The sequence below is a fragment of the Glycomyces paridis genome (genome assembly GCF_004912155.1).
In the GTDB taxonomy this organism is placed as follows: Bacteria; Actinomycetota; Actinomycetes; order Mycobacteriales; family Micromonosporaceae; genus Glycomyces; species Glycomyces paridis.
In genome coordinates this window covers 26,331-51,304 of record NZ_STGX01000015.1, presented here as the reverse complement: position 1 = coordinate 51,304, position 24,974 = coordinate 26,331, and the positions used below count along the sequence as shown (strand labels likewise).

Sequence of the window (24,974 nt, the reverse complement as noted above, 5' to 3'; positions counted from 1 at the left end):
ATCAAGGCCGGACGGCGTTCGCCAGATGCGCCCACGTCAGGGCCGCCTCAGCACGCCCGACCACAAGGGAACGCGACGTCTCGATATGCCGGGTCAGAATCGCCGTCGCCTCCGCATAACGCCCCTCCAAGGCGCCCTCGGCGATCGCGATGTGCTCCGCGATCGTCGACTCCATCCGCTCGACCGTGAAGTAATCGAACATCCGCGCCGGCCGAATCCGGTTGTTCACGACCTTCAACGCCTCCGCGAGCTGCGCATTGCCCGACGCCGCCAACAGCGTCAAGTGGTACCGCTCATCGGACTCCACGAACCCCGCATCAGGACCCGGCGGCACCTTCCGCAACCGATACCACCGGTCAAGCTCGGGGCCCAGGAGGTCCCGGTCGTGCCGGATATCAGGATCGGCGGCAGCACGCGCCAGCCCCCGCAATTCGAGCGTCAAACGGACCTCGTACAGGTCGTTGAGCTGATCGATCCGAGGCCGATACGGATAGAGGCCATCAACCTCACGGGAGACCAAGCCGTCGGCGGAAAGACGGCTGAGGGCCTCGCGCACGGGCGTGCGCGACACGCCATAGTTCCCGGCGAGACGCTCCTCCCCCAGACGCTTCCCCGGCTCATACCGCCCCGCCATGAGGTCGGCGCGCAGGGCGACGTAAACGCGCTCCGCCAAAGGACCCTCAGACTCAGGCAACGTCGAAAACGTCATATCGACATCGCCTCCCGCACACGCCCCTCAGCCTCGACACCCGTCGACCCCTCCGAAGCCACCCGACCCGAACGCAACACGTAATACCGGTCGGCCGCCTGCAACGCGAAACCCAGATGCTGCTCGACCAGGAGCACCGACAAGCCCCCGCGCTTGGCGAGACCCACCACCGTCGACTCGATCTCCGCCACCACGTTCGGCTGAATCCCCTCCGTCGGCTCGTCCAGAATCAGCAGCCGCGGCTCGGTGATGAGCGCACGCGCGATGGCGAGCTGCTGGCGCTGGCCGCCGGAGAGGAGGCCGGCCTGGCGGCCGAGGAGGGGGCGCAGGGCGGGGAAGAGGTCGAGTTGGGCGTCGATGAGGGCCTTGCCGTGTCGGCGGCCGTCGGCGACGAGGCGGAGGTTCTCTCCTGCGGTGAGGTGCGCGAAGCACTGCTGGCCTTGGGGGACGTAGGCCATGCCCGCCTTGACGCGGCGGTTGGCGGGCCTGCGGGTCATGTCGGTGCCGTCGAGTTCGACGGTGCCCCGCATGGCGGGCAGGAGGCCGGCGACGGCGCGGAGCAGGGTGGTCTTGCCGGCGCCGTTGTGGCCCATGACGGCCACGACCTCGTCGGGTCCGATGTGGAGGTCGATGCCGTGGACGACGGGGGTGCGGCCGTAGCCGCAGGCGAGGTCACGCAGTCGCAGCATCGGCGGACTCCTTCGCGGTGCCGAGGTAGACCTCCTGGACGCGGGGGTCGCCGGAGACCTCGTCCACCGAGCCGGTGGCGAGGACGGCCCCGGCGTGGAGGACGGTGACGCGGGAGGCGAAGGCGCGCATGAAGTCCATGTCGTGCTCGACCACGGCGACGGCGCGGTCGACGGCGATGTCGTGGAGGAGGCGGCCGGTGGTCTCGCGCTCGTCGTGGCCCATCCCGGCGATGGGCTCGTCCAGCAGGAGCACGTCGGCGTCGCCGACGAGGAGCATCCCGATCTCCAGCCACTGCTTCTGGCCGTGGGCGAGGACGCCCGCGGGCGTGTCGGCGCGGTCGGCGAGGCCGATGCGCTCCATCGTGTCGACCACGTTCTGCGGCAGGTGCCTGCGGCGGCGAAGGAGCGTCCAGGGGGAGCGTCCGGCCCCGGCGGCGATGTCGAGGTTCTGGGCGACGGTGAGGTTCTCGAAGACGGTGGCGGTCTGGAAGGTGCGCCCGATGCCGCGGCGGGCGATGTGGTGGACCTTCCTGCCGCGCAGCTCCTCGCCGTCCTTCACGACGGACCCGGTGTAGGCGGCGAGGCCGGTGATCGCGTCGACCAGGGTGGTCTTCCCGGCCCCGTTGGGGCCGATGAGGAAGTGGACCTCGCCGCGGGAGAGGTCGAGGTCGACGCCCGCGACGGCTTTGAAGCCGTCGAAGGAGACTTCGATGTTCTTGCAGCTCAATGCGATGCTCATGTGGTGGCCTCCACGGTGGCGCGTTTGGTCGGTATCCGCTTGAGGACGGCGGCGGTCGAGGCGATGCCGCCGGGCAGCAGCGCGATGACGAGGATGAACATGAGCCCTTGGGCGTACGTCCACGCGGAGGGGAACTGCTCGGAGAGGGCGGTCTGGGCCCATGCGACGGCGAGGGCGCCGACGACGGGGCCGACGAGGCTCGCGCGCCCGCCGATGGCGACGCCGAGGATGAACATGATCGAGGGCACGATGCCGATGCTCGCCGGGGAGATGATCCCGACGATCGGCACGAAGACCGCCCCGGCGACCGAGGCGAACAGCGCGGCGACGGCGTAGGCGACGACCTTGACGTTCGCGGCGTCGTAGCCGAGGAAGCGCACCCTTTCTTCGGCGTCGCGCACGGCGACGAGGAGTTCGCCGTAGCGCGAGCGGCGCAGCTGGAGGCTCACCGCGACGACGGCGAGGAGGACCCCGGCGACGATGAAGTACAGCATCTGCTGGTTGACCGGGTCGTCCAGGTTGTACCCGAAGAAGTACCGGAAGCGCGAGAGGCCGTTGAACCCGCCGAGGGACTGCTGCCCGATGAGGAGGATCGCGAACGCCCCGGCGAGCGCTTGGGAGAGGATCGCGAAGTAAGCGCCCTTGACGCGGCGCTTGAAGACCGCCAGACCCAGCAGGACCGCGAACGCGGTCGGCAGGACGAGGATCGCCGCGATCGTGAACGCCGGGGAGGCGAACGGGGCCCAATAGGCGGGCAGTTCGCGGATACCGGCGAGCTCCATGAAGTCGGGGACGGCCCCCGGGCCGCCGCGGAACTCGGCGTCGGCCATCTTCAGGTGCATGGCCATGAGGTAGGCGCCCATGCCGAAGAAGACGCCCTGCCCGAGGGTGAGCATCCCGCCGCGGCCCCAGGCCAGGCCGATGCCGACCGCCACGATCGCGTAGCACAGGAACTGGGCGAGCAGGCCGAGCCGGAACCCCGACAGCAGCAGCGGCGCGAGTCCGAACAGGACGAGTGCGGCGGCGCCGAAGCCGGTCCAGGTGCCGGCCCTGGTGGTGAAGAACTTCATGCGAGGCTCCTGGTCCGCAGCGTGAACAGGCCCTGTGGGCGCAGCTGGAGGAATACGACGATGACGATGAAGACACCGACCTTGGCGAGCGACGCGGTCGAGTACGTCTCGAACACCGCTTGCAGCGCACCGAGGGCGACCGCGGCGACCACCGCGCCCTTGATACGGCCCAGGCCGCCCGCGACGACCACCAGGAAGGCGTCGACGAGGTAGGACTGGCCGGTCGTCGGGCTCGTGGACCCGATGAGGGTCAAGGCGACCCCGGCGACCCCGGCCAGGCCCGAGCCGATGAAGAACGGCCCGGCGTCCACCCGCCGCGAGGAGATCCCCGCGGTCTCGGCGAGGTCGCGATTGCCGACCACGGCGCGGATGCGCCGCCCCGCCGGCGTGAACCGCAGGACCAGGCTCACCGCGGTGACGGCCAGGACCGCCAGCGCCATAATGAACAGCCGCGTCTTCGGGACGGTCACGCCGAGCAGGTCGACGCCTCCGCGCAGGGCCTCGGGGACGGACACGTTCACCGCCGGAGCGCCGAAGACGTCGCGGGCGACCTGCTGGAGGATGAGGCCGACGCCGAAGGTGACCAGGAGCGTGTCGAGCGGGCGGTGGTAGAGGCGGCGGATGAGCACGGTCTCCAGGACCAGGCCCATCGCGCCGCCCACCGCGAACCCGACGGGGAGGGCGATCAGGAGGGAGGCGCCAGCGTCCCCGACGACCTGCTGGACGACGTACGCGGTGTAGCAGCCGGCCATGATGAACTCGCCGTGCGCCATGTTGACCACGCCCATCTGCCCGAACGTGAGCGACAGGCCCAGTGCGGCCAGCAGCAGGATCGAGCCGGTGCTCAGTCCGGTGAACAACTGTCCTACGAGGAGGTCCACGGTGTCTCCTTTCCTGATCGCCGGGCGGTTATTCGGTGACCGCGAGGTCGGCGGCCCAGTCGTAGCCCTCCAGGAACGGGTCGGGCTCGATCGGGCCCTCGGACTCCCAGACGGTGTAGAGCAGGCCATCGGCGTTGATCTCGCCGATGCGGGCGGTCTTGGAGACGTGGTGGTTGTCCCCGTCGATCACGACCGTCCCTTCGGGGGCGTCGAAGGAGACGCCGTCGGCGGCCTCCTGGACGTCCGCGACGGCGAACGAGCCGGCCTTCTCCACCGTTGCGGCCCACAGGTAGACGGAGGTGTAGGCGGCCTCCATCGGGTCGGAGGTGACGCGGTCGGCGCCGTACTCGGCCTTGAACGCCTCCACGAACGAGCCGTTGGCGGGCGAGTCGACGGTCTGGTAGTAGTTCCAGGCGGCGAGCTGGCCTTCGATGTTCTCCACGCCGATGCCGCCGACCTCCTCTTCGGCGATCGAGACGCTCATGACCGGCATCTCCTCGGCGGTGAGGCCGACGTTGGCGTACTCGCGGAAGAACGCGACGTTCGAGTCGCCGTTGAGGGTGTTGAAGACCGCGTCGGCGCCGGCGGACTTGACCTGGGTGACGATGGTGGAAAACTCGGTCGAGCCGAGGGTCACGTAGTCCTCGCCGAGCACCTCGATGCCGTGGGCCTCGGCGTAGGCGTTGATGATCGCGTTGGCGGTGCGCGGGAAGACGTAGTCGGAGCCGACGAGGTAGATCGACTCGACGCCGGTCTCGGCGAGGTAGTCGAGGGCCGGGATGATCTGCTGGTTCGTGGTCGCGCCGGTGTAGAAGATGTTCTCGGACGCTTCGAGGCCCTCGTACTGGACGGGGTAGTACAGCAGCGAGTCGTTGTCCTCGAAGACCGGGAGCATGGCCTTGCGCGAGGCGGAGGTCCACCCGCCGAAGACCGCGGCCACGCAGTCCTCGCGGATGAGCTTCTCGGCCTTCTCGGCGAACACGGTCGGCTCCGAGGCGCCGTCCTCGGCGACGATCTCGATCGTCTTGCCCTGGACGCCGCCCGCGGCGTTGATCTCCTTGACGGCGAGGGCGATGCTGTCGCGCACCGTGGTCTCGGAGATCGCCATGGTGCCGGACAGGGAGTTGAGCGAGCCGACCTTGACGGTGTCCCCGGAGGTGTCCACGCAGGATTCGACGGCGGCGGTCTCCTCCCCCGCCTTGGAGCCGCAGGCGGCGGTGGCGACGAGGCACGCGGCGGCGGCGGCCGCGGCCAGTGACTTCGTGAGGGATCGGGCTTCGAGCTTGGTACGCAGTGGCATGTGCAGTTGACCTTCCGCAGAGGAGCGCCCCGGCAACAGAGGGGCGCCGGGTCTGCAAGGGAGCGCCGCCGCAGGTCGCGGCGGTGTACAAGCGCGTATACAACGTCGTATCCGCTCTGCGTACAAGCTATGGTCGCGATGTTTCACCGCCGTTCACGAAGGGCACGAACGCATGAACTCTCGTTGCCTTCGCGTAAAGAAGCCCGCACAACGCGAAACGCCGCCCGAGAGACCCAGGGGTCCTCGGGCGGCGTCGGCGGTCTACGCGAGCGCGAGGTCGAGGGCGAGGGTGCCGATCGCGGTGGCGAGGAAGGTGAAGGTCAGGTAGGTCTCCTTGGGCCAGAAGTTCGCCAGGACGTGGGTGTGGACGGCGCAGGTCCAGAAGAGGACGAGGCCCGCGGCGGCGGCGGTGCCGACGAGGGGCACGCCGAGGAGGCCGAGGGCGATGCCGAGGCCGCCGGCGGTCTTGAGGACGCCGATGGGGAAGACGAGCATCGAGTGCGGGACGGAGGCGCCGTCCAGAAGCGGGTAGATGACCTTGAGGCGGGCGATCGAGCCGATCCCGGAGCCGAGGTTGAGGACGGCGGCGGTGAGGGCCAGGACGAGGTACAGGGTGGACATCGGGTTCTCCTTCGGTGTCGCGGCACGCCGGACTCGCGCGTCGCCGCGGTGGTGGTGTGGGTCGTGGCGGGCGCGGTTCAGCGCAGGCCGGTGAGCTTCTCGGGGTTGGTGACGGCGTAGACGGCGGCGACCGTGTCGCCGCCTGCGTCGAGGTCGAGCATGAGGACGCCGACCACGCGGCCGTCGCGGAGCATGAGGGCCGAGGGCGAGCCGTTCAGCGGCCGGAAGTCGACCTCCAGGCCTTGGGAGCGGCGGAAGGTGCGGTTGACGAGGAGGGCGGCGATGCGGTCGGCGCCGTGCAGCGGGCGCGGCCCGGCGGCCGGGCCGAGGCCGCCGCCGTCGCAGGTGAGGGTCACGTCGGGGGCCATGAGGCCCAGCAGCGCGTCGATGTCGCCTCCTGCCACGGCGTCCATGAACCGTTCGGTGACCTCGCGGTGGACGGCGGGGTCGACACGGTGGCGGGGCCGCCGGGCCCGCACGTGCGAGCGCGCCCGGTGCGCGGTCTGGCGGACCGAGGCGGGGGTGCGGTCGAGGATCGCGGCGATCTCGCCGTGCCCGTAGCCGAAGACCTCGCCGAGGACGAACACCGCCCGCTCGGCCGGGGTCAGCGACTCCAGGACCACCATGAGCGCCAAGGAGACCGACTCGATGCGCAGCAGGTGCGCGGCGCCGTCGGGCACGGCCTCGGCGTCGACCGGCTCGGGCAGCCACGGTCCGATGTAGGTCTCGCGGCGGCGCTTGACGGCGTCCTGGCGGGCGATCGCGGCGTTGATCGCCACCCGCACCAGGTAGGCCCTCGGGTGCTCGATGGGCGCGCCGTGCGAGCGCGCCTCCCAGGACAGCCAGACGTCCTGGAGGACGTCCTCGGTGTCGGCGACGGTGCCGAGCATCCCGTAGACGATGCCGAACAGCAACTCGCGGTGCTCGGCGAAGACGGCGGTGGCCGGTGGTGCGTCGTTCACGGGCCCTCCCTCTCGATGCGGTTCCTGTGTCGCCCTCTGAGAGTGCGCAGGACCGCGAAACGTGACAGTGGAACCTCGATTGTGTCCGGGCTCTCTGTTCTCGGTGAGGGCGCGGCGAAGCCGCGCGCGTCATTCGAGGGACGGTTTCGTCGACTGACGACGAGGTTCTTTACCTCGAGAACGATATATCTTGACTATTCTGCCATAATGGACGCATGCTGAAGATGGCCATACTCGGATTCCTGCGGGACTTCCCGCTCCACGGCTACGACCTCAAGAACCGGGTCGCGAGCCTCGCCGGACACGTCCGGCCCGTCGCCGACGGCACCCTCTACCCGACGATCAAGAAGCTCGAAGACGCGCAGTGCCTCACCAGGCGCACCGCCCCGGGGTCGGTCGCCGCCCCGCGGCACATGCTGGAGATCACGCAGACCGGCACCGACCAGCTGCGCCGGTGGCTGCGCGACCCCGAGCCGGGCTTCCTCACCGACGACAACAAGTGGTACGTGCTCCTGGCGTTCCTCCACCACCTGGAGAACCCCCGCGAGCAGGCGCTCGTCCTCGCCCGCAGGCGCGAGTTCCTCGACACGCCCGCGCAGCTGTTCTTCGACGAGCACGGCGCGCCCATCCCGCCCGAACGGCTCGACTCACCGTTCCGCAAGGGGCTCATGCAGATCCACCGGTCGACGAACCTCACCGAGATCGACTGGCTCGACCGCCAGATCGCCGAGCTCAACCGCCGCGCCGGCTTCACGGCGACGGCGAAGGACCGCGCCTGAGACTGGCGCGGACCTCAGCCGTTGAGGATCGTCGACAGGAGCACGAAGAAGACGACCAGCAGGATCACCACGGCCGCGCCGGTCACCAGCACCGCCGGCTCCTGGTGGAGCGGACGGCGGCCCGCCGGGGCCGCCTGCTGGTAGGCCGGCTGCGGGACCGGGGCCTGCTGCTGGTAGCTCGTCTGCGGCGGCAGCATCTGCGGGGCCTGGACCGGCGCCTGCACCGGCGGGCGCGGGCCCGACATCATGCCCGAGGGCGAGACGGGCCCGCCCGAGGTCGGCCGCGTCTGCGGCTGGTCGGCCGGGGCCGGACCCGAGGCCGCCCGCACCGCGCCCTCGACCACGACGGTCTCGGGCTGCTCGAACGTCTGCGGCGGCACTCCGAGCTTGGAGTGGATGAGCTGCGAGATCGCCGGGATGCGCGAGGAGCCGCCGACGAGGAAGATCCCGACCAGGTCGGCGGGGTTCATCCGCGCCGAGGAGATGGCCCGCTGGAGGCAGTCGACGGTGCGCTCCAGGGGCGGGCGCGCGATCTCCTCGAACTCGGCGCGCGTCAGGTGCGCGTCGACCTCCAGGGCCGGCAGGTGGATGTCGGCGCTCGCGGTCCGCGAGAGCGTCTCCTTGGCCCCGCGCACGTCCTCGTAGAGCATCCGCCGGTAGCGGCGGTCGCGGTCGTCGGCGGGGTTGAGCAGGCGCTGCCAGTCGGCCGGGTGCGAGGCGCCGTAGGTCTTGCCGAGGTGCTCGACGATGCCGTGGTCGAAGTCGAGCCCGCCGATGTCGCCGATGCCCTCCTCGGCGAGCACCTCGAAACCGGTCTGGGTGCGGCGCACGACCGTGGCGTCGAACGTGCCGCCGCCGAGGTCGTAGATCGCCAGCGAGCGCCCGGGCGGGACGGCGGTGCCGAGCACCGACGTGAAGTAGGAGGCCGCCGCGACCGGCTCGGGGATGAGCTGCGGGGCGGGCAGGCCCGCGAGGCGCGCCGAGTCGACCAGGATCGAGCGGCGCCGCTCCCCCCACCGGGCGGGGTGGGTCAGGCGGACCTGGCTCGGCATCTGGCCGGCCTGGCGCTGGGCCTCCAGGGCGACCTGCTGGAGCACGTACGCGAACACCTGCGGCACCGGGATCTCGGAGGTCCCCAGGAACAGCGACCCGTCGTCGATGCGGCGCTTCGGGTTCGGCTCGAACCGGGCGGGGTCCATGCGGGCGTTGCGCTCGGCGTCGCGGCCGACGAGCATGCGCCCGTCCGAGTTGTAGTACACCGCGGAGGGCAGGATCGGGGCGCCGTCGAACAGCAGGGGGCGAACACGGCCGTCCGCCGAGCGGAGCACGGCGACGGTGTTCGAGGTGCCGAAGTCGATTCCAAGCACATGCATTTTGCGAACTCCTTCTCGGCGATGCTTGCGAGACGTTAGTGTGCCGAGTCTGATGCACACCTTACTGGGCGCGCCCCGGCCCGATGCGACCCGATGGGTGTTCACGCGTCGCTCTCGCATCGTTTGCACCGCTGTGACCCGGACTCGCCGCCGCGGCTCGAAAGCGGATGCCGGTCCCCGCGTCCTGGGACACCCTGGGCGGACGATGCGGGCGAGGGGCGTCTCACGCGCGGACCCCGTGGACGGAGTGCCGTGTTGTGTCACACTTCAAGGGGACGTCTGTGGCCGCGGCGACCGCGCCGGGCCACACTTGGGGGTCCGCGTCGGCTCCGCGCGCCGGGAAGGTTCCGGCCCCGTTCCGGCGTTGTAGGTAGCGAAGCCCCGGGAATCGGCGTGATCGGCTGGGGATTCCTGCGGCCGGCCCAGGGCTGACCGGGCCGGCGACATGGTTCAGGGCAAGTGCTCAAAGGAAGTGCAGGGGAACATGGGCGACAGAATGCTGAGGGGTTCGCGTCTCGGCGCCGTCAGCTACGAATCGGACCGCAACACGGAGCTGGCCCCCCGCCAGACCCGCGATTACGTGTGCCCGCAAGGCCACCGCTTCGAGGTGCCCTTCGCAGTCGAAGCGGAGATCCCGCTGACGTGGGAGTGCCGGCTCGACGGCACCACGGCCAAGCTGGTCGACGGCGAGGAGCCCGAGACCAAGAAGGTCAAGCCGCCGCGCACCCACTGGGACATGCTGCTGGAGCGCCGCTCGATGGAGGAGCTCGAAGAGATCCTCGACGAGCGTCTCCAGGAGATGCGCGCCCGCCGCGGCGAACGCTAGCGGTACAGACTCACGGGCCCTGGTCGATCGACCGGGGCCCTTCGCCGTGCCCGGGGTCGCGGCGCACCGGCTCGTCCCGCTCGGCGATCACCTCGCCGTCGATGACGTCGCCGCCGCCGAAGCGGACGGTGGGCACGCTGGCAGCGAGCCGCCGGCCCAGGCCCCGGAAGAGGGCGCGGGTGGGCGGGAAAAGCAGCAGCAGGCCGACGAGGTCGGTCACGAAACCGGGCGCGGCCAGGCAGACCGCCCCGGCGAGCGCGTAGCCGTTCGGCAGTTCGCGGGCGGGGTCGCCGCCCGAGTTGAGGTAGTCGCGGGCGGCCCGCAGGGACTTCGCGCCCGTGTAGCGCACGAGCACGGCGCCCAGGACGGTCGTGCCGATGAAGACGAGGATCGTGTAGAACAGGCCGATGAGGTAGACCAGCCCGAAGAAGGCGGCGGCCTCGCTGACGACCCACACCGCCAGCGCGAGCCGCAGTGCGAACGGCGCCCGTGCGGGGGCCCTGGGCGGTTGGTGGTACGTCACTCCTCGATTCTGCCACGGGAGAAGGCGCGGCGCAGTTGGCGCAGACGGTGCGCTACGCCCCACCTGGTGAGGTTCCGCAGGGCCTCGACGGTGATGGCGCCGTTCATCTTCGAAGCGCCGGCGCGGCGTTCGGTGAAGACGATTGGGACTTCGCGGATGTCGAGTCCGGCCTTGGCGGCACGCCAGGTGAGGTCGATCTGGAAGCAGTAGCCGCCGGAGTCGACGGTGTCGAGCTGGAGTTTGTGGAGGGCGTCGAGGCGGTAGGCGCGGTAGCCGGCGGTGACGTCGCGGATGCGCAGGCCGAGCATGGCGCGGGTGTAGACGCCGGCGCCGCGGGAGAGGGCGAGGCGGTGGAGGGGCCAGTTGCGGACGGCGCCGCCGGGGATGTAGCGCGAGCCGATGGCGAGGTCGGCGCCCTGGTCGAGGGCGTCGAGGAGGCGGGGCAGGTCGGCGGGGTCGTGGGAGCCGTCGGCGTCCATCTCGACGACGGTGCCGTAGCCGTGTTCGGCGGCCCAGGCGAAGGCGGCGAGGTAGGCGGCGCCCAGTCCCTGCTTCTGGGGCCGGTGGAGGACGTGGACGCGCGGGTGGTCCTGGGCGAGGGCGTCGGCGAGGTCGCCGGTGCCGTCGGGCGAGGAGTCGTCGACGATGAGGACGTCGATGTGGTCGCAGCCGGCGAGGGCGGCGGCGACGGTCTGCTCGATGTTGTCGCGCTCGTTGTAGGTGGGTACGGCCACTATGGCCGGTGCGGGCCGGTCGTCGGTGCCTCGGTCGCCGTGGTCGGCGGGCCGGTCCGGGGTCTGACTCATGGCGTCGGCTTTCTAGGTCTGGCTGCGGCGGTGCCGGAGGTTCATACTGACAGCGCAGGCCAGGGCCACCAGTGCCGCTCCGGTGAGGACCGCTTCAGGCAGGATACCCATCGCCGTGGCGGGCGTCGAGCGGTCCGAGAGGGTCAGGTCGGTCTGGATGACGGCGGCGGTGTTGAACTCGGTGGCCTGGGAGACCTCGCCGGTGTGGTCGGTGAAGCCGGAGACGCCGACGGTGGAGGCCATGAGGCCGTCGCGGGCGTGCTCGATGGAGCGCAGTTGGACCATGGCGAGCTGCTGCTGGGCCTCGTTGGTGTCGAAGGTGGCGTTGTTGGTGCCGACGGCGAGGAGTTCGGCGCCTTCGCGGACGGAGGCGGTGGTCTCGGCGTCGAAGGCGATCTCGAAGCAGATGAGGCCGGAGAGTTCGAGGTCGCCGACCTTGACGATGCCGGGGTTGTCGCCGGCCTCGAATCCGGCGACGTTGTCGATGCCCTCGGCCATGCGCGGGTCGATCCATCCGGCGACGGTGCGGAAGAAGCCCTTGTAGGGGACGTATTCGGCGAAGGGCACGGGGTGGCGCTTGGAGTACATGAAGACCGGTCCGGCCACGGGGTCCCAGACGATGCTCATGTTGGAGCGGGTGCCGTCGTCGTTGTGGACGATGCCGCCGAGGACGATCGGGGCGCCGATGGCGGCGGCGGCCTCGCTGATGCGGTCGTAGGCGTCCTGGTTCTCGATGGGGTCGATGTCGGAGGCGTTCTCGGGCCAGACGACGAGGTCGGGCTGCTCGGCGTTCCCGGCGGCGACGTCGGCGGCGAGGTCGAGGGTGGCGTCGACGTGGTTGTCGAGGACGGCGCGGCGCTGCTCGTTGAAGCCCAGGCCGAGCCGGGGGACGTTGCCTTGGACGACGGCGACGTTGATGGTGTCGCCGGCGGGCGCGGTGGCGCCGAGGGGGACGGCGAGGGGGGCTACGGCGGTCAGAGCTGCGGCGGCGGTGAGCGCGGCGGCGGTCTTGAGTCCGGCGCCCTTACGGGTGGCGAGGGCGAAGCCCGCGGCGAGGAGGAGGCCTCCGGCGAGGGCGACGAGGAAGCTGAGGAAGGGGGCGCCGCCGAGCCAGGCGGCGGCGGCGGTGGGCGCGTCGGCCTGGCTGAAGGCGAGGCGGCCCCAGGGGAAGCCGCCGAAGGGCTGGCGCGAGCGCAGGGCCTCCTGGGCGACCCAGGCGACGGCGGTGAGGGGCGCCCAGGTCCAGCGGTGGGCGTCGACGAGGCGCGAACAGGCGGCCAGGGCGGCGCCGAGGAGGCCGGTGGCGAGCGCTTCGAGCGCGCACAGGAACAGCCAGGGCCACTGGCCGACCTGGGTGGAGGACCAGGCCAGGAGCGGGAGGAAGAACGCCATGCCGTAGACGAAGCCGACGCCGAGGCCGCCGCGGGGGCGCCTGCGGTGGACGGCGGCGCCGAGTCCGGCGACGGAGACGGCTGCGAGCGGCCACAGGCCGTAGGGCGGGAAGGCGAGGACGGCGAGGAGGCCGGAGGCGACGGCGAGGACGAGGGCGGCCGGGAGGCTCAGGCGGCGTCCGGCGGGGGTGTCGACGAGGAGGCGGAGGCGGCGCGCGGGGGCGGGGTCGGCCTGTGGCGGTACGGGGGCGTCGCGGTCGTCGTCGATCACGGTGCTCAAGAAGGGTGCTCCTCGTTCGTGCGCGGGGCGCCGGGCCGTCGCCGGGGCGCCGTCCGGGGAGCGAGGGCGCCTCGGCTCCGCGGGTGGGGGTCAAGCGTACTGCGGGGTACGGCAAAGGGGCGTAGCTGTGTCCGGCTACGCCCCTCGCACGGGTTTCTCCCAGTCCCTGTACGGCCGGTGTCCCCTGCCGCGTTCGCTGGTGATCTTCGGACCAACTCGCACCCGTCTGGCTGAGCGTCTACGAGCTGTTGTCTAGGGATCACTGGCGTCCGCCGCGGGTCCACCACCGGCGACCGGCCCGCCTTCCTCCGCCGACCCCCGCGATCTGGACCTGGCCGCCGGTAGCGGTGCGGCCGCGCCGCCACCTTGTCCAGTCTGCGTGGGAGCAAAGCAAGTCGAGTCGCCCCCGACGTTCGGCGGTCTTCCGTTTCGGGTCGTCCGCCGAGGACCAGACCACCGTAAGCCAATCGGCGCCGGAGGTGTCGACCGGGTCGGAATTTTGGTCCAGCAATTTTTCTCGCGTCGGGCCCGTTGCGGCGGGGTCCGGGTGCGGCGGTGCAGGTCAGGACCGCTGGTGGATGACGCGGCCGCGCGAGACGGTCGTGCGGCAGGCCGGCGGGGGCGTGCGCGGATCACTCAAGTCGGGGAGGCCGGGGGCGGTGAGGTCCCACACGGCGAAGTCCGCGCGGGTGCCCGGGGCGAGCGCGCCGGCGTCGTCGATGCCGAGGGCCCTCCAGCCGCCTCTGGTGGCCGCCGAGAACGCCGCTGCGGTCGAGAGGCGCGAGAGGGGGTTGCGGTGCGCCAGCGCGGCCCTGACGCCGCCCCAGGGGTCGAGTGCGGTGACCGGGGAGTCGGAGCCGAAGGCGAGGGGGACGCCGACGCCGGCGAGTCCGGCGAGGGGGTTGGCGGCGAGGGCGCGTTCGGTTCCGAGGCGGGCGGCGTACATGCCGTCGGGGCCGCCCCAGGCGGCGTCGAAGGCGGGTTGGACGGAGGCGTGGACGCCGTGGTGGACCATGCGCGCGATGAGGGCGGCGTCGAGGAGTTCGGCGTGCTCGATGCGGTGGCGGGCGTGGCGGACCGCGTCCAGGCCCAGGCGGGGTTCGGCGAGGTCGAGGCCGTCGAGGACGGCCTCGACGGCGCCGTCGCCGATGGCGTGGAAGGCCGCTGAGAGGCCGGCGGCGTGGCAGTCGAGGAGGTGGGCGGCGATGTCGGGAGCGGTGAGGTACTGGGCGCCGAGGGTGTCGGCGTCGGCGTAGGGGGTGCGCAGGTAGGCGGTGCGGGCGCCGAGGGAGCCGTCGGCGGAGAGGTCGCCGCCGCAGCCGTGGGCGCCGAGGTCGCGGGCCTTCTCGGCGGCGGCCAGTTCGCCCCACCAGCCGTGGACGGCGGGGAGTCCCTCGTCGGTGCCGAGGGCGGTGAGGCCTTGGAACTCGGGTTCGATCAGGTCGTCGAAGGCGTTGGGGACCGAGTGCTCGGCGACCGCGGCGATGCCGAGGGTCGCGGCGTGGGCGAGGGCGGCGCGGGCCTTGTCGAGGCGCTGGTGGACGGGGACGGCGCGGGCGACGGCGGCGCGGGCGGCGCGGTGGGCCATGCGACGGTAGGGCGGTTTGAACAGGCCGTACTCGAGGAGGGCGATCTCGGGGTGCTCGGCGTCGAGGCGGTTGCCTGGGATGCCGGCGTGGCCGCACACGCGCGAGAGGTAGGCGAGGCGTCCGCCGGCGGCGCGGTCGACCTCGTCGTAGCCGGGGAGGGTCGGGTCGTCCCAGGTGGTCTCGTCCCAGCCGCCGGCGAGGACGACGGCGTCGGCGGGGAGGGTCGCGGCGTGGGCGGCGACGCGGTCGAGGACGTCGGCGGCCGAGGTGGTGCCGGCGAGGTCGAGGCCGGTGAGGGCGGCGCCGGTGCCGGTGAGGTGGACGTGGGAGTCGACGAAGGCGGGGGTCACGAGGCATTGTTCGAGGTCGACGGTGCGGTCGGCGGCGGGCGCGTCGGCGTCGCGTCCGACCCAGGTGATCCGGTCGCCTTCGGTGCGCAGCGCCGTCGCGGCCGGGCTGCTGGCGCTCAGGACGTGCCCGCCGCGCCACAGTGTCGTCTGGAGGCTCATGCCCCCAATGATGTCAGTCCGCGGGGTGCAGGACGCGGTGGAGGAACTCGCGCGCGCGTTCGGTGCGGGGGGCGGTGAGGACGTCGGCGGGCGGCCCGGATTCGACGATGACGCCGCCGTCGAGGAAGAGGACGCGGTCGGCGACCTCGCGGGCGAAGCCCATCTCGTGGGTGACGACGAGCATGGTCATGCCTTCGGCGGCAAGGCCTTTCATGACGGCGAGGACGTCGCCGACGAGTTCGGGGTCGAGGGCGCTGGTGGGCTCGTCGAAGAGCATGAGGCGCGGTTTGACGGCGAGGGCGCGGGCGATGGCGACGCGCTGCTGCTGGCCGCCGGAGAGCTGCGCGGGTTTGGCCCGCTCCTTGCCTTCGATGCCGACCTGGGCGAGGAGCCGCCTGGCCTCGGCGACCGCCTCCGCCTTGGGCAGTCTGCACACCTGTCGCTGCGGGACGACGAGGTTGTCGAGGATCGTCATGTGGCTGAACAGGTTGAAGTGCTGGAAGACCATGCCGATGTCGCGTCGGGCGAGGTCGAGGTCGGCGTCGGGGCCGGTCAGGTCGTGTCCGGCGGCCTCGATGGTCCCTTCGGTGGGGGTCTCCAGGAGGTTGACGCAGCGCAGGAGGGTGGACTTGCCGGAGCCGGAGGGCCCGATGAGGCACACGACCTCGCCTTGGGCGACGTCGAGGTCGATGCCCCGCAGGACTTCGTTGTCGCCGAAGCGCTTGCGCAGTCCCCTGATGGAGACGACGGGGTCGCTCATCGCCGGTCCTCCCGGTGTTCGAGTCGGCGGGCCAGCGCCGAGAGCGGCACGGTCAGCAGCAGGTAGAGCAGGCCGCCGACGAGGAGGGGGGTGGCGTTGGCGGTGGAGGTGAGCTCGTTGCGGGCGAACTTGGAGAGCTCCATGGTGGCGGTGGTGACGCCGAGGACGAAGACGAGGCTGGAGTCCTTGGTGAGCATGACGAGTTCGTTGGTCAGGGGCGGGACGACGATCCGCAGGGCCTGCGGGAGGACGACGGTGACCATGGTGCGGGTGTGGCTCATGCCGAGGGACCTGGCGGCCTCGACCTGGCCTCGGGGGACGGCCTGGATGCCGGCGCGGACGCTCTCGGCGATGTAGGCCGAGGAGGTGAGGCCCAGGCCGATGGCGACCTGGCCGTAGACGCCGCCGGGGTACTGGAGGCCGGGGAAGGCCTGGGGGACGCCGAAGCCGACGAGGAAGAGGACCAGGAGCGCGGGCAGGCCGCGGAAGACCTCGACGTAGGCGGTGGCGAACCAGCGGTAGGGGCCGAACTCGGAGACCCTCATGAGCGCGATCGGGATGCCCGCGACCATGCCGAAGGCGAAGGCGAGGAGGGTGTAGACGATCGTGTTGCCGAACGCGGTCCACACGTCGGGGAACATGTCGGCGGCGATGTCGAGCTGGAGGAAGGACTCGGCGATGCGGCCCCAGTCGGCGGCGAGCGCGAGCGCGAGGAGGACGGCGGCGATGAGCGCGTACTGGAGGGCGCGCGCGAGTCGGCGCCGCCGCCGGGGCGTCATCTTGGGCCGCCGTTGGACGGCGGTGGCGGGAGGGGCCACTACTCGGCGGCGTTCCCGGTGTAGGTCTCGCCGATCCACTGCTCGTAGAGCTCGGCGTAGGTGCCGTCCTCGAAGGCCTCGTCGAGCATGGCGTTGACATCGCCGAGCAGGTCGGTGTCGTCCTTCTGGACGGCGAAGCCGTAGTGCTCCTCGGTCTCGATGGTCTCGACGAGCGTGAGGCCGGTGTCGGTCTCGACCATGCTCGACCAGGTGGCGAGGTCGGCGATGGAGGCGTCGACGGTCCCGGCGGACAGGGCGGAGGCGATGTCGCCCATGGTCTCGAAGGAGACGACCTCGAAGCCGTAGGCCTCGGCGTTGTCGTTGGCGTAGGACTCGCCGGTGGTGCCGGACTGGACGGCGACCTGGAGGCCCGAGAGGTCGTCGAGGCTCGCGGCCTCGGCGCCCGCGGGGACGACGAGGGCCTGGTCGGCGCGGTAGTAGGCCTGGGACATGCCCATGGCCTCCTGGCGCTCCTCGGTGATGGAGATGCCGGCGGCCGCGATGTCGCAGGTGCCGGCGTTCAGGGCCGAGCCCGAGCCGATGGAGTCGAAGTCGATCTCGACGACCTCGACGGTCTGGTCGAGGCGGTCGGCGAGGAGGTTCATCAGGGCGATGTCGAAGCCGACGTACTCGCCGTCCTCCTGGTACTCGAAGGGCACGAAGGGCACGTTCGTGCAGACGGTGAGCGTGTCGTCGTCCTCGGCGCCGGACGAGCACGCGGCGGCGGCCAGACCGGTCCCGATGAGTGCGAGTGCTGCGGCGGCGCGGCGCGCGATGGTGTTCACCTGAAGGCTCCTCGTGAGTAGCGGACCAGCTGATCTTCCCGGGCGGACCCTCTCATGGTTGTGGCGCCTGGTAGGCAATGTGACAGATTTTGCAGTATGGGGCCCGTGGTTTCAGCCCGCGTGTGCCCGCTCGTCCCGACTCCGGCGCACTCGGGCCGAATTATCGGACCTGCGTGAGAGAGTGGTGCGCATGCTGATGCTCATCGACGCCGCCTCGCTGTGGTACCGCGCCTACTACGGTCTGCCCTCCTCGATCAAGGCGCCGGACGGGCGGCGGGCCGGGGCGGTCCGCGGGTTCTTCGACGGCCTGGCCGTCCTGGGGCGGCGCTTCTCCCCCACCGGGATGGTGTGCTGCCTGGAGGGGAACTGGCGCCCGCAGTGGCGCGTGGACCTCCTGCCCGCCTACAAGGCCGAGCGGGCGCTGCCTGACGGCGCCGAGGACGCGCCCGAGGGGCTCGACGACCAGGTGGCGGCCATCGAGGCGCTGCTGCCGGCACTGGGGATCGCCACGGCGTCCGATCCGGGCTACGAGGCCGACGACATCATCGCGACCCTGGCGGCGCGCACGGCCGAGCCGGTGCTGGTCGTCACCGGCGACCGGGATTTGTTCCAGCTCGTCGACGACGAGCGGGACCGGAAGGTCGTATACCTCGCACGCGGGATATCTAAAGCGGAATTGTTCGACGGGGAGGCGGTCGCGGCGAAGTTCGGCGTCGACCCGGGCCACTACGTCGACTTCGCGGTCCTGCGCGGCGACCCCTCCGACGGCCTGCCGGGCGTCAAAGGCATCGGCGCGAAGACGGCGGTGACGCTGGTGAACACCTACGGCGGCATCGCGGGCCTGCGCGCGGCGGCGGCCGAGGCCGAATCGGACCTCCCCGCCCGGCACAAGGCCGCGATCGCCGAGGCGGGCGACTACCTCGAACGGGCCGTGCGGGTCTCGACCACGGCCGCGGACGTCGCCGTCCCGACCGTCGACGCCGCGCTCCCCCGCTCCCCCGCCGACCCCGCCGCGGTCGAGGCCCTGGCGGCCGAATGGGGCGTCGCCTCGGCGATCAAGCGGTTCCACGAGGCCATCGGCGCAGCCTGAACGCGGGGCGCCCTGGAAGCGCCGCACGCTGAACGCACTGCACTTTGCACACACTGCGGCCGTAGGCCAGACCGCTGAGCGGTCCGGCCCACGGCCGGTGGTCGATCAGGCGGTCGCCTCACACGTCGGCGACGACGCCCCGGCGGATCGCGTCCACGGCGTCGAAGGCCGCGTCGCCGAGCTTGTTGGACGACTCGGTGTCGATGTACCGCGCAGCGGTGCCCATCTGGTGCAGCAGGTCCGCGGTGCGCCGGGCCCAGCGCACGAAGTCGCCGCCGGGCATCGGCCACGGGCCGTCGGCGGCCGCGAGGGCCTTGGAGAGGTCCTCGCCGTTCGTCCACCGGTAGATCGGCCAGGCCAGCCCCTGCTGCGGCCGCGAGATGAGCGAGAGCCCCCGCTGGTTCTCCGCGCGCCGGATCGCCTCCCAGCGCCGCCCGGTCTTCGCCACCGCCTCGGTGATCTGCCCGGGCACGGCCACGAAGAACTCGTCCTCCTCGAACCGCGACTCGTAGATCACCGTCGAGGCGATCGCCGCCAGCGCGGGCGCGTCCAGGCCCTCCCAGATGCCGTCGCGAAGGCACTGGGCCACAAGGAGGTCGGTCTCCACGAACAGGTTGCGCAGCAGCCGCCCGTCTGCGGTCACCGTCTCGCCTTCGAGGTAGCCGAACTCGGTGAGGACCTCGCGCACGGCGGTGAACTGGCGGGCCAGGGAGTGCTCGCGGCGCTCCGAGCGGCTGCGCAGCAGCTCCTCCTCGCGCTTGAGGCGCGACCAGCGCGAGGCGTGGACGGTGTGCTGCCCTGCGTCGTGGCACAGGCGGCACGGGTGGGCCTTGACCTCCTCGCGCAGGCGCGCGATCTCGGGGGTCTCGGCGGCGCCGCCGCGGCGGGTGGGCCGGGAGCGGTCGCGGGTGGCGTCGCGCAGGGCCGAGGCGAGGTCGGTGCGGGACTTGGCGTCGCGGCGGTCGAAGCGCTTGGGCATGCGGACGCGGGTGACGACCTCGACGCCGCCGTCGAACGCGGAGGTCTCCAGCGTGCCGGCCCAGCCGTCGGCGGTGAGGACCGACCAGCGCGAGTCGTGGTGGCGCGAGCCGCCGGTGGGGCGCAGGAACACGGCCCAGCCGGTGCGCTTGCCGCGGGAGATCCACACGACGTCGCCGCCGCGGAGCTTCTCCAGGTTGGTGCGGGCCTCGTCGCGCAGGCTGCCGCGGCGGCGCTTCTGGGCGCCGCGCTCGGCGTGCGCGAGCTGCTGGGTGAGTTCGTAGTAGGCGAGGAAGTCGCCCTTGTCGCACGCGGCGGCCTTGGCGGACTCGGCGGCGCGGCGGCCGAGGGTGCGGGCCTGCTCTGCGATGTGGACGGCTTCGGAGTCGGACTGGAACTGCGCGAAGGAGGAGGCCAGGACCTCTTGGGCGCGTTCGACTCCGGCGGCGCCGATGAGGTTGACGGCCATGTTGTAGGAGGGCGCGAAGCTGGAGTTGAGCGGGTAGGTGCGCTTGGAGGCGAGCCCGGCGAGCTCCTTGGGACGCACGTCCTCGGCCCAGACGGTGACCGCGTGGCCCTCGACGTCGATGCCGCGGCGCCCGGCCCGGCCGGTCAGCTGCGTGTACTGGCCGGGGGTGAGCATGACGTGGTCGGAGCCGTCGTACTTGATGAGCCGTTCGAGGACGACCGAGCGGGCGGGCATGTTGATGCCCAGCGCGAGGGTCTCGGTGGCGAAGACGGCCTTGAGCTTGCCGCGTTCGAAGAGCTTCTCGACGACCTCTTTGAACACCGGCAGGAGCCCGGCGTGGTGGGCGGCGATGCCCGCGGCGAGCCCGGCGAGCCAGCGGTCGAAGCCGACGGCTTGGAGGTCGGCGGGGTCGATGTGGGCGACCGCGGCGGTGGCGTAGTCGACGATGTCGTCGCGTTCGCGCCCGTCGGTGAGGCGCAGCCCGGCGCGGACGCACTCGTCGACGGCGGCGTCGCACCCGGCGCGGGAGAAGATGAAGTAGATCGCCGGGAGCAGCGAGGCCTGGTCGAGGCGCGAGACGACCTTCCCGCGGTCGACGTAGGGGCGGCCGCGGCGGCGCCCGCCGGGGCGCTGCTCGCCGCGTTCGCGCGCGCGGGCGTCCTTCTTGAGCAGTTCCTTGGAGACGTAGTCGGCGCCGGGCTCGAAGAGGTCGAGGAGGGCGCCGCCGATCATCATGTGCTGCCACAGCGGGACCGGGCGCGTCTCGGAGACGACGACCTCGGTGGAGCCGCGGACGCTCTTGAGCCAGTCGCCGAACTCCTCGGCGTTGGAGACCGTGGCCGAGAGGGAGACGACGCGGACCTCCTGGGGGAGTTCGATGATGATCTCCTCCCACACGGCCCCGCGGAAGCGGTCGGCGAGGTAGTGGACCTCGTCCATGACGACGTAGCGCAGCCCGCCGAGGGTGGAGGAGCCCGCGTAGATCATGTTGCGCAGGACCTCGGTGGTCATGACGACGATCGGGGCCTCGCCGTTGACGACGGTGTCGCCGGTCAGCAGCCCGACGTTCTCGGCGCCGTGCGCGGCGACGAGGTCGTTGAACTTCTGGTTGGAGAGCGCCTTGATCGGGGTGGTGTAGAAGCACTTGGCGCCCTCGGCAAGGGCCAGGTGGACCGCGAACTCCCCCACGACGGTCTTGCCGGCGCCGGTGGGGGCGCACACGAGGACGCCGTGGCCGTCTTCGAGGACGCGGCACGCCGCGACCTGGAAGTCGTCGAGTTCGAACGGGTAGTCCCCCGCGAATGCCGCCAGCTGGGGCCAGTGCCGACGCGCCGTGGCGGCGGCGTGGCGTTGGGCCGGGGAGCGGTCGTCGGCGTAAGGCACGTCGGCGTTAACCATGGCCCCAACACTAGACTGCCGCACCGACAAGGGCACCTCGGTAACGCGCCTGCGCACCCGGCTGTGACGACGCCTACACGGGCGGGTATCGTCCGTTTGTGCACCGGGATTCCTCAGCAGGCGATGACGATGCGGGACGCGGAGGGGTCGACGCGGTCCTGTTCGACTTTCACGGCACCTTGGCGCAGCTCGAACCCCTGACCCGGTCGGTGTCCCTGGCCGCCGAGGCCTGCGGGCGCCCGCTCTCGCCGCTGTCGGTGACGGCCCTGGCCGACGCCATCGGCGCGCAGGGCTGGCTCGGCTCGGGCATGGAGCCGCGGGTGCGCCCCGACTTCGCCGACGCATGGGCCGACCGCGACCTCGACGAGGAGGCCCACCGCGAGGCGTTCACGGCGCTGGCGGCGCAGGCCCACGGGGTGTTCGAGGGGCTCGCCGAGGCCCTGTACGACCGCCTGGCCTCCCCTGAGGGCTGGGTCGCGTTCGCCGACACCATCGCCACGCTCGTCTCCTTGAAGGCGCAGGGGTATCCGATCGCGCTGGTCTCCAACATCGGCTTCGACGCGCGCCCGATCCTCCGAAGCCTGGGCATCGACCGGTTCATCGACGCGTGGGTGCTGTCCTACGAGGTCGGCTACTGCAAACCGGACGAGAAGATCTTCTACGCGGCCTGCCATGCGCTGGACGTCGAGCCGGGCCGCGTGCTCATGGTCGGCGACACGATGGCGGACGCGGGGGCGGCCCGGATCGGCGCCCGCTGCTACCTGGTCCCCCACGCCGAGGCCGGTCGCGCCGTGGGGTTGGACGCGGTGCTGCGCCTGGTGCGCGCCGGCTGCTGAAGGCGAAGCGAACGGGCCCCGCCGGAAGGCGGGGCCCGTCTCACTGCTCTTTCCCGGTCCTCAGGGGACTCAGGTGATGTCGTCGTAGCCGTCGACGCGCCTGCCGAAGCGGTTGCGCCGCTCGTTCTCGGCCGGGTAGTCGTCCTCGTCGAGGCCGCCGGCCGCGATCGAGGTCGCCACCTCCACGTCGTCGGAGGCGCCGATGTCGCTGGCCTCCTCGTCGTCGAGGCCGTCGTCGCCGTAGACGACGCCCTTGCGCCGGTCGTTGAGGTAGGCGACGCCGCAGGCCGCGAGGTAGAGCACGAGCATGCAGATCGCCAGCGCCGTCATGCCGAACGGGTCGGGCGTGGGGGTGAAGACGGCGGTGAAGATGAAGCTCACCACGACCACGATGCGCCACCAGCCGAGCATCCGCTTGGCGTTGACGAGCCCGATCACGTTGAGCATCAACATGATCAGCGGGAACTCGAACCCGATGCCGAACACCATCATCACCGAGATGAAGAAGTTGAGGTAGTCCTCGAGGTTCAGCAGGATCACGAAGTCCTGGCTCGCCAGCAGCATGATGAACTCCATGCCGTGGGCGACCACGAAGTAGGCCAGGATCGCGCCCGCGAGGAACAGCGGGGCGGCGATGCCGATGAAGAGGTACGCGTACTTGCGCTCGTTGCGGTGCAGGCCCGGGGCGATGAAGGCCCACAGCTGGTACAGCCAGATGGGCGCCGTTCCGACCAGTGCCGAGTACAGCGAGATCTTCAGCATCAGGGCGATGTGCGAGATCGGCGAGTTCAGGACCGCCTCGCACTTCGCCCCGTCCCCGGACTCGGTCACCGTGCCGGCGCCCAGCGCGGAGCAGTACGGGTCCGACAGGAACTTGATGAGGTCGTCGGCGAAGAAGAACGCGACTGCGGTGCCAACGAGGATCGCGATGACCGCGACCAGAAGGCGCTGCCGCAGGTCCGCCAGGTGCTCCATGAGCGTCATGGAGCCGTCGGCGGCGCGCTGGAACTTGCTCTTGCGTCTTCCCGCGCGCCGCGGTGGTTCGTCAGCCATAGTCGTTACGGCCGCGTCCGGGTTAGTGGGTCTTCTTGTGGTCGACCGATTCGCCGTCGATCACGCTCTCGTTGACGGGAGCGGGCGGGTCGAGCGGCTCGCGGGTGTGCTTGGGCTCGGCGCGCACGTCGCCGTCCTTCTCCGGGCTGGTCGAGTCGGACTTCATGGCCTCGGTCTCGGACTTGAGGATGCGCATCGAGCGCCCCAGGCCGCGGGCCATGTCCGGAAGCTTCCGGGAGCCGAACACCAGCAAGATAACAACGACGAGAATGATGATGTGCCAGGGCTTCAATGCACCCATTGTTCGGTCCCTCCGGATATATGTCGGTGACGTAACCATCGTATGCCGCGCGGGAGGCGGCTGCCACGGAGCCTGAGACTCGGTTCACTTCCAGGTCACCGGCATGGGCGTGGCTACGACATCGTCGAGCCGGACAAGCATGACCGACGGTTGACACTTCCGTCAACACTGGAGGCTTCGGGATCGACGATCTTTATCAGAATGTGGCGGCCGTGACGGGGAAGCGTCACGTTTTCGGCTTTCGTCAAGGGCCGCGCGGTCATTTCGCGGTGCGTGCGGCGGCCCGCTGGGCTTCGGCGAGCGTCGCGTTCAGGCGTTCTTGCAGTTCCTGCGCCTGTGCGGCGCGTTCCTGCACGCGGTCGAGGCCGGTGCGGAGGGCGGCGAGGCCGCCGCGGAGCCGCAGGGCGGACACGGCGAGGAGTATGAGCCCGGCGAGTGCCAGGACGACCGATATCACCCAGATCATGGCGTCAGTGTAGCGGTGGGGACGCCTCAGGCGGCCGCGGCGTAGCGGGCGAGCGCGGCGCGGGCGGTCCGGCGGACCGATTCGCGCAGTTCGGCGGGGGCGACGACTTCGGCGTCGCCGCCGAGGCCGAGGACGAAGCGGCGGGCCCAGTCGAGGTCGCGCACGCGCATGGTGACGCGGCGGCGCCCGTCGGGCTCGCCGGTGACGCTCTCGCACGGGTAGGAGTCGGTGACGCCCTTGGCGCCGTGGCCCAGGAGCAGTTCGATGCTCGGCAGTTCGGAGGCGAGGAACGCGGTGGGTGCGGGCTGGTTGGTCAGGCGCAGCGGCTCGGAGGGCTCGTCGAGCTCGGTGCACGCGTCGATGCGGTCGATGCGGAACTGGCGGATCTCGCCGGCGGCGCGGCACCAGGCGCGCAGGTAGGCGTGGCCGTCGGCGGCGACGACCTCGATGGGGTCGACGACGCGCTCGGAGGTGGTGTCACGGCTGGCGGAGTAGTAGGTGATGCGGGCGGCGTGCCCGGCGGCGACGAGCGCGGTGTAGCGCTCGGCGCGGGGGTCGGTGACGGTGTCGCGGACGGTGACGTCGGCGGGGGCCTCGCCCGCGGCGGCGGCGAGCTTGTCGAGGGCCGAGGCGATGGCGGCGCGGTCGCCGACGCCGGGGGTGTCGGCGAGGACGCGCAGGGCGACGGAGAGGGCGAGCGCCTCGTGGGCGGCGAGGCGGACGGGGCGGTCCATCCCGGCGGCGAAGAGGACGCGGACGGCGTCGGCGTCGAAGGCGATGTCGATGAGGTCGCCGGGGCCGTAGCCGGGCAGGCCGCACATCCACAGCATGGTGAGGTCGGACTGGATCTGGTCGACCGGCACGTCGAAGTCGGCCGCGATCTCGGCGATGGGGACCCCTTCGGGGCGCGCGACGAGGTACGGGACGAGGTTGAGCAGGCGGGCGAGTCTACTGGTCACGGCGGTCCCTCAGT

Annotated in this window: 25 protein-coding genes; 4 read left to right on the top strand and 21 right to left on the bottom strand. The window is 71.4% G+C overall.

Going from position 1 to position 24,974, the window contains the following annotated elements:
• Position 1: 1 nt before the first annotated feature.
• The 8 genes from E9998_RS18820 to E9998_RS18785 form a co-directional block, all read right to left on the bottom strand.
• Positions 2 to 709, bottom strand: coding sequence for a GntR family transcriptional regulator (locus tag E9998_RS18820; RefSeq protein WP_136531239.1), 708 nt, complete (start codon positions 707 to 709; stop codon positions 2 to 4).
• Positions 706 to 1,398 carry an urea ABC transporter ATP-binding subunit UrtE gene (urtE, locus tag E9998_RS18815; RefSeq protein ID WP_136531238.1) on the bottom strand — a complete coding sequence of 231 codons (693 nt, stop codon included), beginning with the start codon at positions 1,396 to 1,398 and terminating at the stop codon, positions 706 to 708. Before urtE ends, E9998_RS18820 begins: the two co-directional genes overlap by 4 nt.
• Positions 1,382 to 2,137, bottom strand: a complete 756-nt coding sequence (gene urtD / locus E9998_RS18810; RefSeq protein ID WP_136531237.1) for an urea ABC transporter ATP-binding protein UrtD — start codon at positions 2,135 to 2,137, stop codon at positions 1,382 to 1,384. Before urtD ends, urtE begins: the two co-directional genes overlap by 17 nt.
• The gene (urtC, locus tag E9998_RS18805; protein ID WP_136531236.1) at positions 2,134 to 3,207 is read right to left on the bottom strand and encodes an urea ABC transporter permease subunit UrtC; all 1,074 of its coding nucleotides are present in this window, start codon (positions 3,205 to 3,207) and stop codon (positions 2,134 to 2,136) included. The genes urtD and urtC overlap by 4 nt, the downstream gene beginning before the upstream one ends.
• Positions 3,204 to 4,088 carry an urea ABC transporter permease subunit UrtB gene (urtB, locus tag E9998_RS18800; RefSeq protein WP_136531235.1) on the bottom strand — a complete coding sequence of 295 codons (885 nt, stop codon included), beginning with the start codon at positions 4,086 to 4,088 and terminating at the stop codon, positions 3,204 to 3,206. The genes urtC and urtB overlap by 4 nt, the downstream gene beginning before the upstream one ends.
• Positions 4,089 to 4,116: 28 nt before the next feature.
• Positions 4,117 to 5,388 (bottom strand): urea ABC transporter substrate-binding protein, encoded by a 1,272-nt coding sequence (urtA, locus tag E9998_RS18795; RefSeq protein WP_136531234.1) that lies wholly within the window; start codon positions 5,386 to 5,388, stop codon positions 4,117 to 4,119.
• A 261-nt stretch (positions 5,389 to 5,649) separates the two neighbouring features.
• On the bottom strand, positions 5,650 to 6,009 hold the full coding sequence (locus tag E9998_RS18790; protein WP_136531233.1) for a DoxX family protein: 360 nt from the start codon (positions 6,007 to 6,009) through the stop codon (positions 5,650 to 5,652).
• A gap of 77 nt (positions 6,010 to 6,086) precedes the next feature.
• On the bottom strand, positions 6,087 to 6,971 hold the full coding sequence (locus E9998_RS18785; RefSeq protein WP_204745528.1) for a sigma-70 family RNA polymerase sigma factor: 885 nt from the start codon (positions 6,969 to 6,971) through the stop codon (positions 6,087 to 6,089).
• 215 nt (positions 6,972 to 7,186) lie between these two features.
• Between E9998_RS18785 and E9998_RS18780 the strand changes: the two genes are divergently transcribed.
• A complete protein-coding gene (locus tag E9998_RS18780; protein WP_136531232.1) occupies positions 7,187 to 7,750 on the top strand; it encodes a PadR family transcriptional regulator in 564 nt (187 codons plus the stop codon).
• 14 nt (positions 7,751 to 7,764) lie between these two features.
• Here the strand turns inward: E9998_RS18780 and E9998_RS18775 are convergent, their stop codons facing one another.
• Complete coding sequence (locus E9998_RS18775) at positions 7,765 to 9,123, bottom strand: Hsp70 family protein (protein WP_158299878.1); 1,359 nt, start codon at positions 9,121 to 9,123, stop codon at positions 7,765 to 7,767.
• A gap of 484 nt (positions 9,124 to 9,607) precedes the next feature.
• Here E9998_RS18775 and E9998_RS18770 point away from each other — a divergent pair, with 484 nt between their 5' ends.
• Positions 9,608 to 9,949 (top strand): RNA polymerase-binding protein RbpA, encoded by a 342-nt coding sequence (locus tag E9998_RS18770; protein ID WP_091028371.1) that lies wholly within the window; start codon positions 9,608 to 9,610, stop codon positions 9,947 to 9,949.
• Positions 9,950 to 9,959: 10 nt separating this feature from the next.
• On the opposite strand, the gene E9998_RS18765 is transcribed toward E9998_RS18770, so the two are convergent.
• The 7 genes from E9998_RS18765 to E9998_RS18735 all read right to left on the bottom strand — a co-directional run bounded on the left by E9998_RS18765 (position 9,960) and on the right by E9998_RS18735 (position 17,410).
• Positions 9,960 to 10,472 carry an FxsA family protein gene (locus E9998_RS18765; RefSeq protein WP_158299877.1) on the bottom strand — a complete coding sequence of 171 codons (513 nt, stop codon included), beginning with the start codon at positions 10,470 to 10,472 and terminating at the stop codon, positions 9,960 to 9,962.
• The gene (locus E9998_RS18760; protein ID WP_136531229.1) at positions 10,469 to 11,278 is read right to left on the bottom strand and encodes a polyprenol monophosphomannose synthase; all 810 of its coding nucleotides are present in this window, start codon (positions 11,276 to 11,278) and stop codon (positions 10,469 to 10,471) included. The genes E9998_RS18765 and E9998_RS18760 overlap by 4 nt, the downstream gene beginning before the upstream one ends.
• A gap of 12 nt (positions 11,279 to 11,290) precedes the next feature.
• Positions 11,291 to 12,940 (bottom strand): apolipoprotein N-acyltransferase, encoded by a 1,650-nt coding sequence (lnt, locus tag E9998_RS18755; protein ID WP_240037684.1) that lies wholly within the window; start codon positions 12,938 to 12,940, stop codon positions 11,291 to 11,293.
• Between the two features lie 571 nt (positions 12,941 to 13,511).
• Complete coding sequence (locus E9998_RS18750) at positions 13,512 to 15,047, bottom strand: amidohydrolase (RefSeq protein ID WP_136531228.1); 1,536 nt, start codon at positions 15,045 to 15,047, stop codon at positions 13,512 to 13,514.
• Positions 15,048 to 15,060: 13 nt separating this feature from the next.
• Positions 15,061 to 15,807 carry an amino acid ABC transporter ATP-binding protein gene (locus tag E9998_RS18745; RefSeq protein WP_136531227.1) on the bottom strand — a complete coding sequence of 249 codons (747 nt, stop codon included), beginning with the start codon at positions 15,805 to 15,807 and terminating at the stop codon, positions 15,061 to 15,063.
• Entirely contained in the window at positions 15,804 to 16,625 is an 822-nt protein-coding gene (locus E9998_RS18740; RefSeq protein ID WP_240037673.1) for an amino acid ABC transporter permease, read from the bottom strand. Before E9998_RS18740 ends, E9998_RS18745 begins: the two co-directional genes overlap by 4 nt.
• Positions 16,625 to 17,410 (bottom strand): transporter substrate-binding domain-containing protein, encoded by a 786-nt coding sequence (locus E9998_RS18735; protein ID WP_158299876.1) that lies wholly within the window; start codon positions 17,408 to 17,410, stop codon positions 16,625 to 16,627. The genes E9998_RS18740 and E9998_RS18735 overlap by 1 nt, the downstream gene beginning before the upstream one ends.
• Positions 17,411 to 17,600: 190 nt before the next feature.
• Here E9998_RS18735 and E9998_RS18730 point away from each other — a divergent pair, with 190 nt between their 5' ends.
• The gene (locus E9998_RS18730) at positions 17,601 to 18,500 is read left to right on the top strand and encodes a 5'-3' exonuclease (RefSeq protein WP_240037672.1); all 900 of its coding nucleotides are present in this window, start codon (positions 17,601 to 17,603) and stop codon (positions 18,498 to 18,500) included.
• A 118-nt stretch (positions 18,501 to 18,618) separates the two neighbouring features.
• On the opposite strand, the gene E9998_RS18725 is transcribed toward E9998_RS18730, so the two are convergent.
• On the bottom strand, positions 18,619 to 21,345 hold the full coding sequence (locus E9998_RS18725) for a DEAD/DEAH box helicase (RefSeq protein WP_136531225.1): 2,727 nt from the start codon (positions 21,343 to 21,345) through the stop codon (positions 18,619 to 18,621).
• A 98-nt stretch (positions 21,346 to 21,443) separates the two neighbouring features.
• Here E9998_RS18725 and E9998_RS18720 point away from each other — a divergent pair, with 98 nt between their 5' ends.
• The gene (locus tag E9998_RS18720) at positions 21,444 to 22,181 is read left to right on the top strand and encodes an HAD family hydrolase (protein WP_136531224.1); all 738 of its coding nucleotides are present in this window, start codon (positions 21,444 to 21,446) and stop codon (positions 22,179 to 22,181) included.
• A 69-nt stretch (positions 22,182 to 22,250) separates the two neighbouring features.
• On the opposite strand, the gene tatC is transcribed toward E9998_RS18720, so the two are convergent.
• From tatC to E9998_RS18700, 4 genes are all read right to left on the bottom strand, one after another.
• On the bottom strand, positions 22,251 to 23,234 hold the full coding sequence (tatC, locus tag E9998_RS18715; protein ID WP_136531223.1) for a twin-arginine translocase subunit TatC: 984 nt from the start codon (positions 23,232 to 23,234) through the stop codon (positions 22,251 to 22,253).
• Between the two features lie 22 nt (positions 23,235 to 23,256).
• Complete coding sequence (tatA, locus tag E9998_RS18710; RefSeq protein ID WP_136531222.1) at positions 23,257 to 23,535, bottom strand: Sec-independent protein translocase subunit TatA; 279 nt, start codon at positions 23,533 to 23,535, stop codon at positions 23,257 to 23,259.
• 259 nt (positions 23,536 to 23,794) lie between these two features.
• Entirely contained in the window at positions 23,795 to 24,001 is a 207-nt protein-coding gene (locus E9998_RS18705; RefSeq protein WP_136531221.1) for a hypothetical protein, read from the bottom strand.
• Positions 24,002 to 24,027: 26 nt separating this feature from the next.
• Positions 24,028 to 24,960, bottom strand: a complete 933-nt coding sequence (locus E9998_RS18700; protein ID WP_136531220.1) for a helix-turn-helix transcriptional regulator — start codon at positions 24,958 to 24,960, stop codon at positions 24,028 to 24,030.
• Positions 24,961 to 24,974: the final 14 nt, after the last annotated feature.